General features: G+C 72.4%; 15 protein-coding genes and 1 pseudogene. 6 read left to right on the top strand and 10 right to left on the bottom strand.

Annotation, left to right across the window (positions count from 1 at the left end; all coding sequences use genetic code 11):
* Positions 1 to 95: 95 nt before the first annotated feature.
* Entirely contained in the window at positions 96 to 893 is a 798-nt protein-coding gene (locus ACIRDU_RS33885) for a VOC family protein (RefSeq protein ID WP_403586920.1), read from the top strand.
* A gap of 41 nt (positions 894 to 934) precedes the next feature.
* Positions 935 to 1648, top strand: coding sequence for a ribonuclease H (locus tag ACIRDU_RS33880; protein ID WP_403586918.1), 714 nt, complete (start codon positions 935 to 937; stop codon positions 1646 to 1648).
* Here the strand turns inward: ACIRDU_RS33880 and ACIRDU_RS33875 are convergent, their stop codons facing one another.
* The 3 genes from ACIRDU_RS33875 to ACIRDU_RS33865 all read right to left on the bottom strand — a co-directional run bounded on the left by ACIRDU_RS33875 (position 1649) and on the right by ACIRDU_RS33865 (position 5205).
* A complete protein-coding gene (locus ACIRDU_RS33875; protein ID WP_403586915.1) occupies positions 1649 to 2470 on the bottom strand; it encodes a tyrosinase family protein in 822 nt (273 codons plus the stop codon).
* 32 nt (positions 2471 to 2502) lie between these two features.
* The gene (locus tag ACIRDU_RS33870) at positions 2503 to 2868 is read right to left on the bottom strand and encodes a tyrosinase cofactor (RefSeq protein WP_403586913.1); all 366 of its coding nucleotides are present in this window, start codon (positions 2866 to 2868) and stop codon (positions 2503 to 2505) included.
* Between the two features lie 609 nt (positions 2869 to 3477).
* Entirely contained in the window at positions 3478 to 5205 is a 1728-nt protein-coding gene (locus tag ACIRDU_RS33865; RefSeq protein WP_403586910.1) for a cholesterol oxidase substrate-binding domain-containing protein, read from the bottom strand.
* A 138-nt stretch (positions 5206 to 5343) separates the two neighbouring features.
* On the opposite strand from ACIRDU_RS33865, the gene ACIRDU_RS33860 reads away from it, so the two are divergent.
* Positions 5344 to 6327 (top strand): aldo/keto reductase, encoded by a 984-nt coding sequence (locus ACIRDU_RS33860; protein ID WP_403586908.1) that lies wholly within the window; start codon positions 5344 to 5346, stop codon positions 6325 to 6327.
* A gap of 9 nt (positions 6328 to 6336) precedes the next feature.
* On the opposite strand, the gene ACIRDU_RS33855 is transcribed toward ACIRDU_RS33860, so the two are convergent.
* Positions 6337 to 6681, bottom strand: coding sequence for a hypothetical protein (locus tag ACIRDU_RS33855; RefSeq protein WP_403586906.1), 345 nt, complete (start codon positions 6679 to 6681; stop codon positions 6337 to 6339).
* Positions 6682 to 6854: 173 nt separating this feature from the next.
* Here ACIRDU_RS33855 and ACIRDU_RS33850 point away from each other — a divergent pair, with 173 nt between their 5' ends.
* Positions 6855 to 7325 carry a DUF6328 family protein gene (locus ACIRDU_RS33850; RefSeq protein WP_403587099.1) on the top strand — a complete coding sequence of 157 codons (471 nt, stop codon included), beginning with the start codon at positions 6855 to 6857 and terminating at the stop codon, positions 7323 to 7325.
* 129 nt (positions 7326 to 7454) lie between these two features.
* Here ACIRDU_RS33850 and ACIRDU_RS33845 read toward each other — a convergent pair.
* The 3 genes and pseudogenes from ACIRDU_RS33845 to ACIRDU_RS33835 form a co-directional block, all read right to left on the bottom strand.
* Positions 7455 to 7958 (bottom strand): annotated as a pseudogene (locus ACIRDU_RS33845) (DUF2238 domain-containing protein); the annotation flags it as partial.
* Between the two features lie 82 nt (positions 7959 to 8040).
* Positions 8041 to 8466 (bottom strand): SsgA family sporulation/cell division regulator, encoded by a 426-nt coding sequence (locus tag ACIRDU_RS33840; protein ID WP_403586904.1) that lies wholly within the window; start codon positions 8464 to 8466, stop codon positions 8041 to 8043.
* A 62-nt stretch (positions 8467 to 8528) separates the two neighbouring features.
* Positions 8529 to 9569, bottom strand: a complete 1041-nt coding sequence (locus ACIRDU_RS33835; RefSeq protein WP_403586903.1) for a hypothetical protein — start codon at positions 9567 to 9569, stop codon at positions 8529 to 8531.
* Between the two features lie 148 nt (positions 9570 to 9717).
* Between ACIRDU_RS33835 and ACIRDU_RS33830 the strand changes: the two genes are divergently transcribed.
* On the top strand, positions 9718 to 10413 hold the full coding sequence (locus ACIRDU_RS33830) for a hypothetical protein (RefSeq protein WP_403586901.1): 696 nt from the start codon (positions 9718 to 9720) through the stop codon (positions 10411 to 10413).
* On the opposite strand, the gene ACIRDU_RS33825 is transcribed toward ACIRDU_RS33830, so the two are convergent.
* Positions 10310 to 11281 (bottom strand): LLM class F420-dependent oxidoreductase, encoded by a 972-nt coding sequence (locus tag ACIRDU_RS33825; RefSeq protein WP_403586899.1) that lies wholly within the window; start codon positions 11279 to 11281, stop codon positions 10310 to 10312. The genes ACIRDU_RS33830 and ACIRDU_RS33825 overlap by 104 nt on opposite strands.
* A gap of 74 nt (positions 11282 to 11355) precedes the next feature.
* Here ACIRDU_RS33825 and ACIRDU_RS33820 point away from each other — a divergent pair, with 74 nt between their 5' ends.
* Positions 11356 to 12825, top strand: a complete 1470-nt coding sequence (locus ACIRDU_RS33820) for a serine hydrolase domain-containing protein (protein WP_403586896.1) — start codon at positions 11356 to 11358, stop codon at positions 12823 to 12825.
* Here the strand turns inward: ACIRDU_RS33820 and ACIRDU_RS33815 are convergent.
* Positions 12817 to 14475 carry a serine/threonine protein kinase gene (locus tag ACIRDU_RS33815; RefSeq protein ID WP_403586894.1) on the bottom strand — a complete coding sequence of 553 codons (1659 nt, stop codon included), beginning with the start codon at positions 14473 to 14475 and terminating at the stop codon, positions 12817 to 12819. The two genes, ACIRDU_RS33820 and ACIRDU_RS33815, sit on opposite strands and share 9 nt — an antisense overlap.
* A gap of 340 nt (positions 14476 to 14815) precedes the next feature.
* Positions 14816 to 15775: a threonine/serine dehydratase gene (locus tag ACIRDU_RS33810; protein WP_403586891.1), complete on the bottom strand. Its 960-nt coding sequence runs from the start codon at positions 15773 to 15775 to the stop codon at positions 14816 to 14818.
* Between the last annotated feature and the right edge of the window lie 188 nt (positions 15776 to 15963).

Below are 15963 nucleotides of genomic sequence, written 5' to 3'. Positions count from 1 at the left end.
TGCGCGGCAGCCGGCGCGCTCGGCGCGCGGGCCGGCCCCCCGATGACTAGCGTGAGGAAACGGACGATTCCACTCATTCGGAGAGGGCCGTGATCATGGCCGTGCAACCTGAAGGAACCCCCTGCTGGGCCGACGCGATGTTCAGCGACCTCGAAGGGGCCAAGAGCTTCTACGGAGACGTCCTGGGCTGGACCTTCGCCGAGGCGTCGGCGGAGTTCGGCAATTACACCGAGGCCTACGCCGACGGCAAGGCGGTCGCCGCCGTCGTCCCGCCCATGCCCGGCCAGGAGGGCCTGTCGCAGTGGTGCCTGTACTTCGCCGCGGACGACGCCGCCGCCACCGCCGCCCGGATCCGTGACCACGGGGGCGAGGTGCTGATGGAGCCGATGCAGGTCGCCGACTTCGGCACCATGTGCCTGGCCCGCGACCCCGGTGGTGTCGTCTTCGGCGTCTGGCAGGCCGGCACCCACGAGGGCTTCCAGGCGATGGCCGAACCGGGCGCCTACACCTGGGCGGAGGTCTTCACCCGCGAGCCGGAGAAGTCCGACGCGTTCTTCCCCGCCGTCTTCTCCTACCGGCAGCGGGACATGGAGGACGGCGAGACGAACTTCCGGATCTACGACCTGGGTGAACGCACCGTGCTGGGCCGGATGCAGATGACGGAGGAGTTCCCGCCCGAGGTGCAGCCGTACATCAACGTCTACTTCACCGTCGAGGACTGCGACGAGGCCGTGGCGAAGGCCACCAAGCTCGGTGGCGTGCTGCGGTTCGGTCCGATGACCACGCCGTTCGGCCGGTTCGCGGCGATCAGCGACCCGCAGGGCGCCAACTTCTCGGTGATCGACATCACGACGACCGAGGGGGAGATGCCGAAGCTGACCGACGTGGCGTAGGCACCCGGACCTCCCGGCCGGACGGCCCCCGCGGCCATGGCATGATCGAGCGCATGCGTGAACGTGTAGTGGCCGCGTGTGACGGGGCTTCGAAGGGAAATCCCGGGCCCGCGGGCTGGGCCTGGGTCGTCGCCGACGCTTCCGAGACGCCGGAGCGGTGGGAGGCGGGGCCGCTCGGCAAGGCCACCAACAATGTCGCCGAACTCACCGCGCTGGAGCGTCTGCTGACGGCGACCGAACCGGACGTGCCGCTCGAGATCCGGATGGACTCGCAGTACGCGATGAAGGCCGTCACCACCTGGCTGCCCGGCTGGAAGCGCAACGGCTGGAAGACCTCCGCCGGCAAGCCGGTCGCCAACCAGGACCTCGTCGTGCGCATCGACGAGCTCCTGGACGGCCGCTCGGTCGAGTTCCGCTACGTTCCCGCCCACCAGGTCGACGGTGACCGGCTCAACGACTTCGCCGACCGCGCCGCCAGCCAGGCCGCAACCGTCCAGGAGCCCGCGGGCAGCGGCCTTGGCTCCCCGGAGCCGCCGCCGTCGCCGGACACCCCGGCGAAGGCGCCCCGGTCCCGCCCGCGCGGCGGCGCGGCCCGCACCGCGAAGGGTTCCGCCGCGAAGGGTTCGTCGCGCACGATCAAGGCGAAGTTCCCCGGCCGCTGCCAGTGCGGCCGCTCCTACGCGGCCGGTGAGCCCATCGCCAAGAACGACAGCGGCTGGGGCCACCCGGAGTGCCGCACCGGCGCGACCGTCTGATCAGGCGTCGAAGGTGTAGTGCGGCGTGTGGTCCAGCAGATCCGCCGGGGTCGTGTCGTGCCACGGCCGCATCGTCTCGTTCAGGTCGATCACGTTCGGCGTGCCCGCGGTGGGCAGGTAGCCGGAGCCGGGGTGGCGGCGCTGCCAGTCGGCCCACAGCTTGTCTATGTAGGCGTGGTGCAGCCAGAACACCGGGTCGTTGGGGGAGGCCCCGGTGGCCATGTGCCCGCCGACCCAGACGTGGACGCGGTTGTGCAGGTTGACGCCCCGCCACCCTTCGAGGTGGTTGCGGAAGCCGTCCGAGCCGCTGTTCCAGGGCGCCATGTCGTACGTGGACATCGCCAGGACCGACTCGACGTCGGCCCGCGTCGGCAGCTCGCGTCCCCCGGAACCGAGAGCGCGCCGCAGGAAGGTACGGCCGTCTACCCGCACGTTGATCGGCCAGTTCCCGCTCGACACGGAGAACGGCCCGTCCGACACCCGGCCGTCCCGTTCCCGCCCGGTCCCCCCGAGGAAGTCGGGCGCCCACAGCGAGGCGCGCGGCGTGCGGTCGACGGTCCAGTCCCAGTACGGCAGCGTCACCGACGCGTCCACCGACTGCAGTGCCCGCTCGAACTCCAGAAGGAATCTCCGGTGCCAGGGCAGGAAGGACGGTGAGCGGTGCCCGGTCCGCTCGCCGTTGTCGGTGTCGGAGACGATGAACGCGTTGTGCGTCGTGACGAACTCGTCGTAGCGGCCGCTGCGCTTCAGTTCCAGCAGCGCGGCGACGAAACGCCGCTTCTCGTCGGCGGTCAGGGTGGACTGGTTCTTGCGGACAGCCATGTGCGGGTGCTCCAGATGCCTTGCGGTGCGGGTCAGTTGGCGGGGAAGGGCAGCAGTGGCGCGCCCTGCAGCTCGTCCACCGCGGCGCGGGCGGCGGCACGCGGGGTGGCCACCGGGTCGTAGTGGCTGACGACGCTGATCCAGCTGCCGTCGGCGTTGCGCATCACGTGCAGCTCCACCCCGTCGACGAACACCGCGTATCCCGCGCCGTGATGGTGGTGACCGGACCCGCCGGCCGGCCGGCCCTGTATCCGGCGGCCCTTGTAGACCTCGTCGAAGGTCCCGGGGGAGTCGTGGTGCCCGGCCGCCGAGGCCGGGGTGATGGCGGACAACGTCCCCGCGGTCGTGGCGAGGGCGGCCGCAGCGGTGAGCGCGCGGCGACGGCTGAGTTCCGGCATACGGACCTCCAGGGTCGGTTCGGCTGATGACCCCGCATGACTACCGGCCCGTCCACTATCGGGAGAAATCCACGCCGGCCGGTTGGCTGCGATCCGGGCAATTCCCCTTATGTCGTGCAAGGTTGAACGAAGATGATCTTGCCGCGAGCGGTCCGCACGCGGGTGCGGAAGGGGAAATTCCACCCACTGGGGGTGCTGAGGCGGACGTTTCTGCCGGTGCGCATCGCCACCCGTGGTGCACGTCACGCCGCGAAACTGGCGCGATTCGGCGGCCCGGTGCCGACCTGTTCGCGGCGGCCGACGGTGGACGCAGCGCCCTGCGCACCGGGCACTCCGCACATGTCGGCACAGCGCACTCAAGGGCGCGGCCGGGAACGCAAGGCGGACTTCCCGCCCGTGCAGCCGGAACCGCTGCGCCGGGACCTAGGGCCTGTCGTTTGGATCAGGTCGCAGGCGCGGGGTCTGGCACGCGCATCTGCGGCGTTGTCGTCGGTCGCCGACGCTCCGCGTCGACTCCCTCCTCCGCCTTGCAGCTCCACGCACCAGACCCCGCTCACCGGCGTCCAAAAGCACCGCCGATTCCCTGCGACCTGATCCAAACGACAGGCCCTAGGGGCCGAACAGCCGGTCCAGGAAGGCGTTGCCGTACACGCCGTGCGGGTCGAGCCGGTCCAGTACCGCGTCCGCCTGCGCCCACTCGGCCGGGCCGACCGCCGCCGGAACGACGCTGCCCAGCACCTCCTCGTCGCTCCACACCCCGTCGTCCGTGTACGCCCACCCCTTGGACCACTCGACCCGGGTGAGGGCGAACCCGCCGTCGAAGGAGCGCAGCAGGAACCGCTCGATCTCGCGCAGGAACGCCTCCGCGTCAGGCGTGCCCGGCAGCGTCAGGATGTCCAGCCAGACGGCCGTGTCCCACTCGGGGTGGTCCTCGGGCGGCCGGAGCGCCGACAGCAGCGGCGGACGGGCCCCGGCCACCTCGGCGTCGCCCGGGTCGTCCAGGCCGGTCACCCGGATCTCCACCGAGCCGTTGACCGGGAAGCTGCCCCGGGCGGCGTACGCCGTCAGACGCTCGCGGTAGAACGCGGCGAACTCGGAGACGACCCGCTGCACCCGATCTCGCGAGGTGAGGACCGCGTAGCCGTCGGCGTGCACGCGCAGCGTGGTCGGCTTCAGGTACAGCAGCGTGTTCTTGGAGGGCCCCCAGAGGTCGGCGGACAGCGTCGTCACCAGCCCGAGCGCGGCGGCCTCGTACTGCGCGGCGCCGAGCACCGGCGCCAGGTACCAGGCCGCCTCGGACGTCATCCGGCCGACCAGCTCCGCCACCGGCCCCGGGATGTTGTCCGAGAACGGGTAGTTGTACGGCCGGGTCACCTTCCGCGAGGTCAGCGGCCGGGTGGGGGAGACGCTCCACACCTTCAGCCAGGGGTGCTCGGTGAAGGCGAACCAGATCGCCTCGACCCGCCCCGCCTCGTCCAGGAAGCTCGTGAAGGTCCGCCCGTCGCCCGAACCGGGCGCGGCGAACAGCTCCCCGGCCGGGATGTCCGTACGGCTCACGCACCGCAGGTCGGTGTTCGCGCCCACCCTCAGTACCACCTCGGTCACCAGGGACCGCCCGAGATGGGTCAGCAGCGCGGCGCAGTCCGCCTCGTCGCGGTGGAACGTGCGCAGTACGTACGCACCGGCCCGGGCATCCCACACGACCGCCGTCAGGGACAGGATCAGATTGCTGAGGGAGCCGTACGTGTGCCCGGGCCGCCGTCGCTCGCCCCGGGCGGGTACGGCGGTGCCGTGCGCGTCGACGGCGAGGGCGCCGCCCAGGGTGAGCACGCCGGGAGCGGGGGTGGCCGTGACGCCGAGACCGTGCCCCTCCAGGAAGGTCAGCAGCGCCTCCAGGGTCACGCCGGTTCCGGCGCGCACGGCGGTGGGGGAGTCCAGGGCCAGGCCGGTGAGGTGGGGCGCGGTGTCGACGAGGAGGACCGGCGCACCGGACGGCGTCCCCTCCGTGACCGTCAGGGGTGACCAGCCGTGCGAGGCACCCCGGGCGCGCACCCGCCGGCCGTGCCGCCACGCCCAGTTGACGACGGCGACCACCTGGTCCGGACTGCCCGGCGCACAGGCCCACAGACCGTCGGCGGTGATCTCGCCGACCCAGTTCCGGTACGCCGAGCGGTACAGCGCGACGTCCGCGGGGAAGTCCGGCAATTCCACGGCGGCGGCGGCCGGATCCGCCGGCAGACCGGGCACGGCGGCCAGCGCGGCGGCGGTGAGGAGGAAGCCCCGGCGGGTCCAAGGCGAGCCGCTCGAAGGGTGGTTGTTCGCTGAACCAGTGGTCACGTGCAGCACGCTAGAGGCCGGTTGACACGTGACGCGTTCCTGTCGCATCGATTCACCCGTGTGAGTGAATCGAGCAGGCTTGTCGGGTCGGAGCAACGCGTTCCGCGCAGCGCCGTGCCGGATGACAGACTGACGCCCATGGACGAGCGCACATTCGACAGGTCGGGTCAGCACGCTTCCGTCGTCGGTCTGGGCACCTGGCAGCTGGGGGCCGACTGGGGAGACGTCGACGACAAGGAAGCCCTCTCGGTACTGGAGGCGGCGGCCGAGGCCGGGGTCACCTTCTTCGACACGGCCGACGTGTACGGCGACGGCCGCAGCGAGCAGACCATCGCCGCGTTCCTCAGCGGCCGTCCGGACCTGCACGTCATGGTCGCCACCAAGATGGGCCGCCGGGTCGAGCAGATTCCCGGGAACTACGTGCTCGACAACTTCCGCGCCTGGAACGACCGCTCCCGGCGCAACCTCGGCGTCGACCGGATCGACCTGGTGCAGCTGCACTGCCCGCCGACACCCGTCTACTCCACGGACGAGGTGTTCGACGCCCTCGACACCCTGGTCGAGGAGGAGCGCGTCGCCGCGTACGGCGTCAGCGTCGAGACCTGCGAGGAGGCGCTGACCGCGATCGCCCGGCCGAACGTGGCGAGTGTGCAGATCATCCTCAACCCGTTCCGCATGAAGCCCCTGCGCGAGGTGCTCCCGGCCGCCCGTGAGGCGGGCGTCGGCATCATCGCCCGCGTCCCGCTGGCCTCCGGCCTGCTGTCGGGCAAGTACACCCGGGACACCGTCTTCCCGGAGAACGACCACCGCACCTACAACCGGCACGGCGAGTCCTTCGACGTGGGCGAGACCTTCTCCGGCGTCGACTACGCCACCGGTGTGGAGGCGGCCGCCGAGTTCGCGGCGCTCACCCCCGAGGGCTACACCCCTGCCCAGCTGGCCCTGCGCTGGATCGTCGAGCAGCCCGGCGTCACGACCGTGATCCCCGGCGCCCGCTCACCCGAGCAGGCCCGGGCGAACGCGGCCGCCGCCCGCCTCCCGCAGCTGCCCGGCGAGACGCTGACGGCAATCCGCGACCTGTACGAACGCCGCATCAAGGGCCAGGTCGAATCACGCTGGTGAGGCCGGTTCTCACGGCTCCAGGAGCAGCTGCCTCTCCTGCTCCTGGTCGCCGGAGGCGGCACCGTCGTCGCGGGCCGTGAAGGCCCGGGTGAGGGTGTCGCTCGCCCGCCGCACAGCCTCCGGGCTGCCCTGCACGGTGACGGTCACCGGCGCGGACAGCCGCCCGGACTCCTGAGCACCGCCATCGGCGGGACCCTGCGTCTCGCCGCCGAAGGTCGCCATGTGCACCGTCGCGTTCTCGTCGGCGGGAAGCTCGTCCGGCGCCCCGAACGTGCCTTCCAGGGCCCGGACGACCGCTCGCGCGTCGTCGGCGCCTCCGCCGCTGAGCGTCACGGTGAGCTGCGTACCGGACATGCGTCCACGACCTCCTAGAACTCTGCGTCATTCGCGCCGTCCGTGTAACCGTCCCCTGATCGCTCAAACCGCCGCGAGCCCGGGAGGACGACTTGTTACGGGGAACCCGGGAAGGAGGAGGGCTCAGTCTCACACCGGGAGGAACAGTGGCGGACGGGGCAGAGGGCGGGGCCATGCGCCGGGGGCGCAACGAGACGGAGGAGGAGAGAGCGGACCGGATGTGGCAGGAGCTCATCCAGGAGGTCCGTGTGGCACAGATGGGTGTGCAGATCCTGTTCGGCTTCCTGCTGACCGTGGTGTTCACCCCGAAGTACGACGACCTGACCGACATGGACCAGACGATCTACCTCGTGACGGTCGTCCTGGGCGCCTGCGCGACCGGGGCGCTCATAGGCCCGGTGTCCCTGCACCGCCTCGTCTCCGGGCGGCGCGTCAAACCCCAGGCGGTGCGGCTGGCCTCCCGGCTCACCCTGCTCGGCCTCGTGCTGCTGCTCGCCACGACGACCGCCTCACTGCTGCTGATCCTGCGCGTGGCGACGCACGACGGATTCGTGCCCTACCTGGTCGCCGGCGTGGTCGGCTGGTATCTGCTGTGCTGGTTCGTCCTGCCGCTGTGGACCCGGCACCGCCACACGTCGAGGTGACGGCACCGTCGCCAGCTGCCGGTCGTGCGCCCGGCTGAGCAGCAGCAGCGACACGGTCGCCCCGAGCAGCGCGCAGAACATGTCCCACTGCGTGTCCCAGACGTCGCCCTGGGTGGCCAGGAAGGCGTCCGCCGCGTGCCCGCCGGCCACGGCGGCCGCCCACTCGAGCATCTCGAAGACGGCGCTGAAGGCGAGGCACGCGCACACGGTCAGCGGCGCGAGCCAGCGGCTGCCGCGCAGCGGCGAAGTGCGCACCAGCAGCTCGCGCACCAGCACGGCCGGCACGAAGCCCTGCATCAGGTGGCCGAACCGGTCGTAGGGATTGCGGTCCAGGCCGAAGGCGTCCCGGACCCGGTCGCCGAGCGGCACCTCGGCGTAGGTGTAGTGGCCGCCCACCATCAGCACCACGGCGTGGGCGGCCAGCAGACAGCACAGCAGGTTCGTCAGCGGGAAGCGCCGCCGGACCAGCACCAGGAGCGGCAGGCCCACGACGACCCACACGACCTCCAGGAACCAGGTCACGCGGTCGTGCGGGTTCCATGCCGACAGGGCCAGCACCGCGAGCACGCCCGAGGCGAGGGCGGCGGGCAGCGACGGCCGGGGACCGGGACGTACGTCGGACACTGCGGACATGGCGGGCTCCTCTCGAGGCAGCCCATCGTCCTGGCGGGGGCGGGCCCTCGGCATGAGTACGCCTACTCATCCCGGCCGCGTGTCAGCTCCCGGCGATGACGCCCGCGAGGAAGTCGTCGACATGGACCTCCTCGCGGCCCGGCGGGACCACCTCGTGGGTCTCGCGCAGGAACGCCGCGAACCCCGGAGCCCACGCGAACACCACCGCGTGGTGCCGGCCGCCGTCGGGGCGGGCGTCGCCGAGGAACTCCATGCGCAGCTCCTGCCACATGCCGCGCGACTCCGGGCGCATCCGCACGTCGCCCACCCCGACCGGACGCCGCAGCGCGTCACCGAGCATCTCCCGGTCCAGCTGCCACCGGGCGAGGACACGGCCGTCGTGGCTGAAGACCACGGTGACGGCGAACGGGTCCGCGGCGTCGTAGCTCAGGTGGGCGAGCACGGAGAAACGTTCCGTGTCACCCGCCTGGAGCTGCACCACCAGGGTCTTGTGGACGAACGAGTTCACGAGGGGGCCTCCGGGAAGAACCGACGTAGAGCCCTCTAGTACCCCCGATTTCGCCGGAATGCTCAGCCGGCCGGGTGATTCCCGCGAGCACCGCGCAGCGACTCGATGCACATGGCGACGGCCCGCTGGAGGTCCTCAAGACGCTGCACCATGTCGTCCTCGTAGAACTCCCCGGCGTCGTCGAAGGTCAGCTCCTCGAACACCTTGGTCGCCTTCTGGAGGCTGCTGTAGAACTTCGTGCGCCGCTCCTGCACCCGCAGCCCCGGGTCGGCCTCCACGGCCTCGACGACGAGGGACTTCATCGTGTCGTAGGCCTCGGAGGCCCACTCGCCGGAGTCCTCGCCCTCGTCCAGCTCGTCGAGGAGGGACAGGTGCCGCTCGGCTTCCTGGCGCAGGTCGGTCGGCGCGTCGACGGTCTGCCCGGCGGGCGTCTTGATCTGCCCCGACTCGGCGATCTGGCGCACGTATCCGATCCGGTCGGCCGCCCTGCTCTCACCGGCGACAGCCTTCTTCAGCTCGTCGGTGCGCACCACGTCACGGGCCAGCTCCGACTGGAGGTCCGGGTCCTCACGGACGCGGTCCAGCAGGGCCTGGCGGGCCGCGCGGGCGGTCGAGGGATCGGCGAGGATCGCGGCGCGCAGGGCGGTGGGGTTCTCCGCCACCTCCAGGGCCTTCGTGGGCCGGATGCCCTCCGCCTCGGCGGCCTCGGCGATGGCGGTGCCACGCTCGGAGGTCGCGCTGTTGCGGGAGACGTAGTAGCTCAACCACACGTCGGCGTCCGGCAGGTCCACCTCCTGGCCCGGTGTCAGCGTCTCGAAGTGGGGAACCATCCCGTCGTCGGCCGCCCGGTCCCACGCCTTGTAGTAGCGCATGACCCGCTCCGGGGAGCAGCCGGCGAGTTCCGCGAACTCCTTGGCGGACACCTTCGGCGTCTCGTCGGCGCCCTGCCCGCCGGGCCGCACACTGCGCGCCACCTTCAGCCCGAAGGCCCACCCTCCGGTCCGGGCGTACGCCCCGAACTCCCGCGCGTCCCGCGCGACGAGTTCGGAGACGTTCGCCGGGGCGGCGGGGGACGTCTCGGGCAGGGTGATGGCTACGGTCACGGACGACTCTCCTGAGGCGGGGCAGATCGGATGGCACGAGGTGCGGACGGAAGCCTAGCGGCACCCGCTGACCTCGCTGTTCCCCGCCCGCCCGGCCCGTCCGAAAACCGTTGTCGCAGCGGGGCGCGGGTGCGCGAGGATGCCCGGCATGGTGCGACAGGAGGCGGGCGCGGTGCTGCGCCGCTGCGCGGAGTGCGGCGGTTACGCGTACGGCGGTGCCCCCGCCTGCGCCGTCTGCCGTGACCTCGTGGACGGCATCGTCGAGGGGGAGTGGGCGGTCTTCCTGCGGGAGTGGGACACCGTCGCGGGCGGTGACCAGGAGCGGGTACTGGCGGGGATGGTCGCCGCCGAACCCGACCGGCACGACTGGCGGCTGGTGGACGCAGCCCTCGACCGGCTGGTGTGCCCCGACTGCGGCGCCCGGCTCGCCTGCGGCCCGGCCGGCTGCCCGGCCTGTGACCGGGCACACAGCTACCGTTACGCCGCGATCGAGACGGACCGGCCGGGTGTCCCGCCCGGCAACGAGCACGCGATCCGGGTCAACGTCTCCGTGGTGCGCAGGCCGCAGGTCACCTCGGAGAGCGAGGTGCTCGTCCGGCGCCTGCTGCTGCCCCTCCTGCTGGCCGGGTTCCTGCCCACGACCGACGAGGCCCAGCGGATGAGCGCGCTCATGAAGAAGAGCCCCCCGGGGCGGAGGGCTCAACTGGTGGAACCGGCTGTCGAAGCGCTGGCGGAGGACTTCAGCCGAACGCGTCGCGCAGCGCGGGCAGCAGGGTCTTCTCCGACCAGTCCAGATACGCCGGCTGCGACTCGCCGCCGATCTGGACGAGGGCGACCTCGGTGAACCCGGCCTCGGCGTACGGGCGGACGGCCTCGACGAACGCCTCCGGGTCGTCACCGCACGGGATGGCGTCGGCGACGTCGTCCTGCGTGACGAACTGCGTCGCCGCCTCGAAGGAATCCGGGTGCGGCAACTCCGAGTTGACCTTCCAGCCGCTGCCGAACCAGCGGAACTGGGAATGCGCCCGCTTGACGGCCGTGTCCCGGTCGGGGTCGTAGCAGACCGGCAGCTGGCCGACGCGTGGCTTGCCCTGCCCGCCGTGCCGGTCGAACGCCTCCAGCAGCCCGGCCTTGGGCTCCGTGGCGATCACCAGGTCGCCGAGCCGGCCCGCGAGTTTGCACGACCGCTCCCCGGAGACGGCGATGCCGATGGGCGGCGCCTGGTCCGGCAGGTCCCACAGCCGGGCCGACTCCACGTCGAAGTGCGTGCCGCGATGGTTGACGTGACCGCCCTCGAAGAGGGCGCGGATGATCTCCACGGCCTCTTCGAACATCTCGTGCCGCACATCGACGGACGGCCAGCCGCCGCCCACCACGTGCTCGTTGAGGTTCTCGCCCGAGCCCAGCCCCAGCCGGAACCGGCCCTCGGACAGCAACTGCACTGTCGCCGCCTTCTGCGCCACCACCGCCGGGTGGTAGCGGAACGTCGGACACGTCACGTACGTCATCAGCGGGATACGTGACGTGGCCTGGGCGGCCGCACCGAGCACGGCCCACGCGTACGGCGAATGGCCCTGCGAGCGCAGCCACGGGAAGTAGTGGTCGGAGGTCACCGAGAAGTCGAAGCCCGCCTCCTCGGCCCGCACCACATGGTCGACGAGCTCTCGGGGGCCGGCCTGCTCCGTCATCATCGTGTATCCGATTTGCACCATAACCGGCGAGTCCCCTGACAGAGAGCCCGGAAACGGGCTCGATCAAGGTCACCCGACGGGTGCAGGATGCATCCATGAGTGCTTCCGCCCTGCCGACTTCCTGTCCCGCCGCCCAGGGCGTGGACGCCGCAGGCGTCCAGGCTTTCCTCGACGCCCTCGAAGCCGCCCCCGAGATCGAGCCGCACAGCCTGATGATCATGCGGCACGGGCATCTGGTCGCCTCCGGCTGGTGGGCGCCGTACACCCCCGAACGCCCCCAGCTGCTGTACTCGCTCAGCAAGAGCTTCACCGGGACCGCCGCCGCCCTGGCCGAGGCCGAGGGGCTGCTCGACTTCGACGCGCCGGTGATCTCGTACTTCCCGGAGTTCGAGGCCGACATCACCGACCCGCGCAGCCGGGCCATGCTGGTACGGCACGTGGCGTCGATGTCCAGCGGCCACCGGCGGGACACCGTCGACGAGGCCTTCGGGCGGGACGTCGCCGAGCCCGTCCGAGCGTTCCTGCTGCTGCCCCCGGACGGCGACCCGGGCACCGTCTTCGCCTACAACCAGCCCGCCACCTACACGCTCGCCGCGATCGTCCAGCGGGTGACGGGGCAGCCGCTCACCGCGTATCTGCGGCCCCGGCTGCTGGACCCGCTGGGCATCGGCGAGGTGACCTGGCTGTGCGACCGCACCGGCCGCGAGCTCGGCTTCAGCGGCCTGCACGCCACCACCGACGCCGTCGCCCGGCTCGGACAGCTGTATCTGCGCGACGGGCTCTGGGAGGGCGAGCGGCTGCTGCCGGAGGGGTGGGCGGCCCGGGCCTCGTACCCCCGCACACCGACCGCCGGAGCCATGGGAGACACGGATCGGCAGGACTGGGACCTGGGCTACGGCTATCAGTTCTGGACGTCCCGGCACGGCTACCGGGGCGACGGTGCGTTCGGCCAGTTCTGCCTGGTGCTGCCGGAGCACGACGCCGTGATCGCGGCGACAGCGGCGACCGAGCGGATGCACGAGTACCTGAACCTGGTCTGGCGGCATCTGCTGCCCGCCTTCGGACCCGCGCCCCTGAGCGGCCGCGAGGCCGCAGACGCGGGGTTGCGGGAGCGCCTCGGCCGGCTCGCGCTGCCGCCCGCTCCGGGCCGGACCGCGCCCCTGGAGCGGGACGGGGACTGGGCAGCCGCCGTGTTCACGTCCTCCGCGAAGGCGGGACCGGTCCGGTCGGCCGGGCTCGCCCGGGACGCGGAAGGCTGGACCCTCACGCTCACCGGGGAAGCGGACCGCCCGGACCGGCCGGACCGGCCGGACCGGCCGGACCGGCTGGACCTGCGCCTCGCGGGGGCGGGCTGGACGGTCGCCGAGGAACCGGTCCCGACCGCGGTGAGCGGCGGCTGGACCGAGCCCGGCACGCTGGCCGTGGAGGTGGTGTTCCTGGAGACCCCGCACCGCCTGGCACTGACCTGCTCCCTCGCGGACCGGACGCTCACCGCGCACTGGCGTACCCAGCCGCTGCACGGCGGCCGGTTCACCTCCCTGCGCGCCCCGCGCGGCTCAGTCTGAGCCCGGCCGGAAGGTCTTGAAGAACGTGCGCAACGCCTCCTGGTTCGCCGCGTCGCCCCATTCGGCGTCCGGGGTCGTCCAGCGCAGCGAGAAGCTCCGGCCCTCACCCAGCAGGAAGCCCCGGCCGTAGGTGCGCACCCGTGTGCCGTAGACGTCCGCGGTCCACTCCATGTCGGCGGCCTCGCGTCCCTGGTACGTCGTCGCACGGATCGCTCCGATCCGGTCGTAGTCGTCCGCCTGCTTGAGGTTCGGCTCGACGTCGTCCCGCCATACGGCGACGGGGTCCGGGCCGACCCGTGCGCTGTAGGTGACGGCCAGCGTGCGGTCGTCCCCCTCGGCGCCGAAGACGACCCGGTACGCCAGATCGCCCTGACGGTCGGTGTCCAGCCGCTTCCAGCCCTCGGGGAGGGCGACGGAGAAGCCCTCCGGAGCCCGGTAGCGCTGGAAGCCGGGCGGCAGGGCCGTGGCAGGGGCGGACGGTGTGGGTGGGGGAGTGGGGGACGGGGCCGACGGAGTGGGGGTGGGGGAGGGGGACTTGGGGGGATCGGGCGGGCTGGGCGCCCCGGACGGTTCGGGGCTGTCGCCGCCGGTGCCCTCGCCCGGCGTGGCGGCGGAGGCCGGCGGCCGGACCGGCGACTGCGCCGCGTCGCTGCCGCCGTCCGTGCCGGGCAGCCCCTGGGTGGCGGCGAGCACGGCGACCGCGACGGTGACGACGGCCAGGGCCGTTCCCGCCACCATGGTCCGTCTGCTCCACGCCGGGCTCCCCGGCCGCAGCGCGGCACGGGCGCCGCGCAGCCGCGGGGTGGGCGCCGCGGCCAGGGCCGCCTCGGGGTCCTCGCTGAGTGCGCGGGTCAGCGCCTCACGCACCACCGGGCGGGTCAGCCGCTCCCGTGAGTCCTTGCGGAGCAGCCCCTGCACGACCTGGGTGAGCGGCCCGGCGTGCACCGGCGTGCGCAGCGGCAGCCGGTCCACAGCCTTGAGGGTGTTCTCCGGGCGCCCCCGGTCCCGGAAGGGCGGGCGCCCCTCGACCATGGTGTACAGGATCGCGCCCAGTGCCCACAGGTCGGCCGCCGGGCCGATGCGCTGGTCGCGGGCCTGCTCCGGGGAGGCGTACGCGGGTGCCGTGAGCCGGGGGGCGAGGGTCGCGCCGGCCATGCCGAAGCCGGTGACGACGACCGAGTGGTCCTCGCGTACGAACACCTGGCCGGGGCTGAGCTCGCCGTGCGTGATGCCCGCGGCGTGCGCCGCGTCCAGCACGTCGAGCAGCCCGAGGCCGATCCGCGCCGCCCGCACGTAGTCGAACGTGCCCTGCTCCGAGAGCAGTTCGCCGAGCGGGGAGCCGTCGATCCACTCGTTGACGGTCCACAGGGCGCCGGCCTCCTCGATCGCGTCGACGACCGTGGCGATCCGGCCGGGGCACAGCAGCGCCATGTTCTCGGACGTGCGCAGCAGGCGGGCGGCGGCCCGGCGCTCGGCCTCGCGCGAGTCCTCCGGAAGCCCGATCTGGGTCACGAGGCACGGGCGGGAGATCTCGCCGGTCCCGGTGTCCTCGGCGTACCAGCAGATGCGGTTGGTCTCGCGCTGGATGATGTCGAGCAGCCGGTACCGGCCGGCGACCAACTGGTGTGTGGAGACGTGCGCCCTGCCCATGGCCATCCCTCGCTGGAAACCTGCTCTCACCTTTTCCAGAGGTACGGGGAGTGAGGCGGCCTGTGTTCAATCCGATCGCAACTCCGCGTTGATTTTTGCCCTTTGTTCAAGGGAGGGGAGCAAGTGTGCGAAGAAAGGGGGGCGTTTCGCGGGCCCGGGACGCGGTTCACCTCGGCCGCCCGGGGTATCGCGGGCGCGGGGAATTCGCCCGCCGCCGCCCGTGGATTCGCAATTCCGGCCCGGCCTGGTGGTAACCGGCGGTAATTGGGGACGTGTACAACGTCTGAACTCGAAGCCCTCCGATGAATTTCGCGGCGCATTCCACGAGGGAGCGGCAACCTCAGCGCAGACCGAAACGACGCGACCAGGCGAACATGTCGCCCGTGGTCGCGTTGCCCCCGCACACCACCAGACCGAGCCGGGCCCCGTCGCCGACCCGCTCCAGGACCTGCCGGGCGGCGGGCAGCAGACAGCCGGCCGCCGGTTCCGCCCAGACCTTGGCGTGGTCCGCCAGCTCCAGCGCGCCCTGCACGGCGTCCCGGTCCGGGACCACGAGCACCTCGGTGACCAAGGCCCGCACATGGTCGTACGTCAGCTGCGACACGGACGGGGCGCTGAGCGTGGAGACGATCGACGACAGGGCGACCGGCAGCGGGCCGCCCGCCGCCAGCGCCTCCGACATGGCCTGAGCGCCCTCGGTCTCCACGCCCCAGACCCGCACCCCGGGCCGGCACGCCCGCAGCGCGGCGGCGACACCGGCGATCAGGCCGCCGCCCCCGATGCTCACGAGGACGTCCGTGAGCTCACCGGCATCGGCGGCGAACTCCAGTCCGACCGTGCCCTGTCCGGCGATCACCACGGGGTCGTCGAAGGGGTGGACCAGGGTCAGGCCCTCCTGCTGGAGCCGCGTCATGAGCGCGAACGCGCCGTCCATGTCGTCGGTCAGCCGCACCGAGGCGCCGGCCGCCTCCGCGATCTCCACGGCCCGGGCGGGCGCCGAGCGGGGCATCACCACCGTGGCTTTCACATCGAGTGCCGCGGCCATGACCGCGAGGGCGATCCCGTGGTTGCCGCCGCTGACCGCCACCACCCCGGCGGCCCGTTCCGCCTCGCTCAGCGACAACAGTTTCGCCGTCGCCCCGCGCGCCTTGAACGAGCCGGTGCGCTGAAGCAGTTCCAGCTTCGCGGTGACCGGGGTGCCGAGCAGCGCCGACAGCCCCGGGCTGTCCACGGTCGGGGTGCGTACGACGTGCCCGGCGATCCGCCCGGCCGCGGCTTCGATCTCCGAGATGCCGATCATGGCAGTCATCCTTCCGGCGCGGGTCGCGGAGCACGCCGAGTCGAACCCTGACGCGCGCAGGGGGCCGAGGTCAACGCGGTGCGGGGCGGCCGGTCGGCGCGGCCGGGCGAGTCGGCGTGGTCGGGGCGGGACGGCGTGGTCGTCCGGATCGCCCTGCCGTAACAAGCGCCCGCCCGCCGCTGGTCGCT

It is taken from the genome of Streptomyces sp. NPDC093598 (assembly GCF_044764825.1).
Classification (GTDB): Bacteria; Actinomycetota; Actinomycetes; order Streptomycetales; family Streptomycetaceae; genus Streptomyces.
This window is presented reverse-complemented; position numbering and strand designations above follow the sequence as displayed.

Bases quoted from the DNA above. Each gene is read 5' to 3' on its own strand.
- ACIRDU_RS33885 (WP_403586920.1), top strand. From the start codon at position 96: ATGGCCGTGCAACCTGAAGGAACCCCCTGCTGGGCCGACGCGATGTTC.
- ACIRDU_RS33880 (WP_403586918.1), top strand. From the start codon at position 935: ATGATCGAGCGCATGCGTGAACGTGTAGTGGCCGCGTGTGACGGGGCT.
- ACIRDU_RS33875 (WP_403586915.1), bottom strand. From the start codon at position 2,470: ATGGCTGTCCGCAAGAACCAGTCCACCCTGACCGCCGACGAGAAGCGG.
- ACIRDU_RS33870 (WP_403586913.1), bottom strand. From the start codon at position 2,868: ATGCCGGAACTCAGCCGTCGCCGCGCGCTCACCGCTGCGGCCGCCCTC.
- ACIRDU_RS33860 (WP_403586908.1), top strand. From the start codon at position 5,344: ATGGACGAGCGCACATTCGACAGGTCGGGTCAGCACGCTTCCGTCGTC.
- ACIRDU_RS33855 (WP_403586906.1), bottom strand. From the start codon at position 6,681: ATGTCCGGTACGCAGCTCACCGTGACGCTCAGCGGCGGAGGCGCCGAC.
- ACIRDU_RS33850 (WP_403587099.1), top strand. From the start codon at position 6,855: ATGCGCCGGGGGCGCAACGAGACGGAGGAGGAGAGAGCGGACCGGATG.
- ACIRDU_RS33830 (WP_403586901.1), top strand. From the start codon at position 9,718: ATGGTGCGACAGGAGGCGGGCGCGGTGCTGCGCCGCTGCGCGGAGTGC.
- ACIRDU_RS33825 (WP_403586899.1), bottom strand. From the start codon at position 11,281: ATGGTGCAAATCGGATACACGATGATGACGGAGCAGGCCGGCCCCCGA.
- ACIRDU_RS33820 (WP_403586896.1), top strand. From the start codon at position 11,356: ATGAGTGCTTCCGCCCTGCCGACTTCCTGTCCCGCCGCCCAGGGCGTG.
- ACIRDU_RS33815 (WP_403586894.1), bottom strand. From the start codon at position 14,475: ATGGGCAGGGCGCACGTCTCCACACACCAGTTGGTCGCCGGCCGGTAC.
- ACIRDU_RS33810 (WP_403586891.1), bottom strand. From the start codon at position 15,775: ATGATCGGCATCTCGGAGATCGAAGCCGCGGCCGGGCGGATCGCCGGG.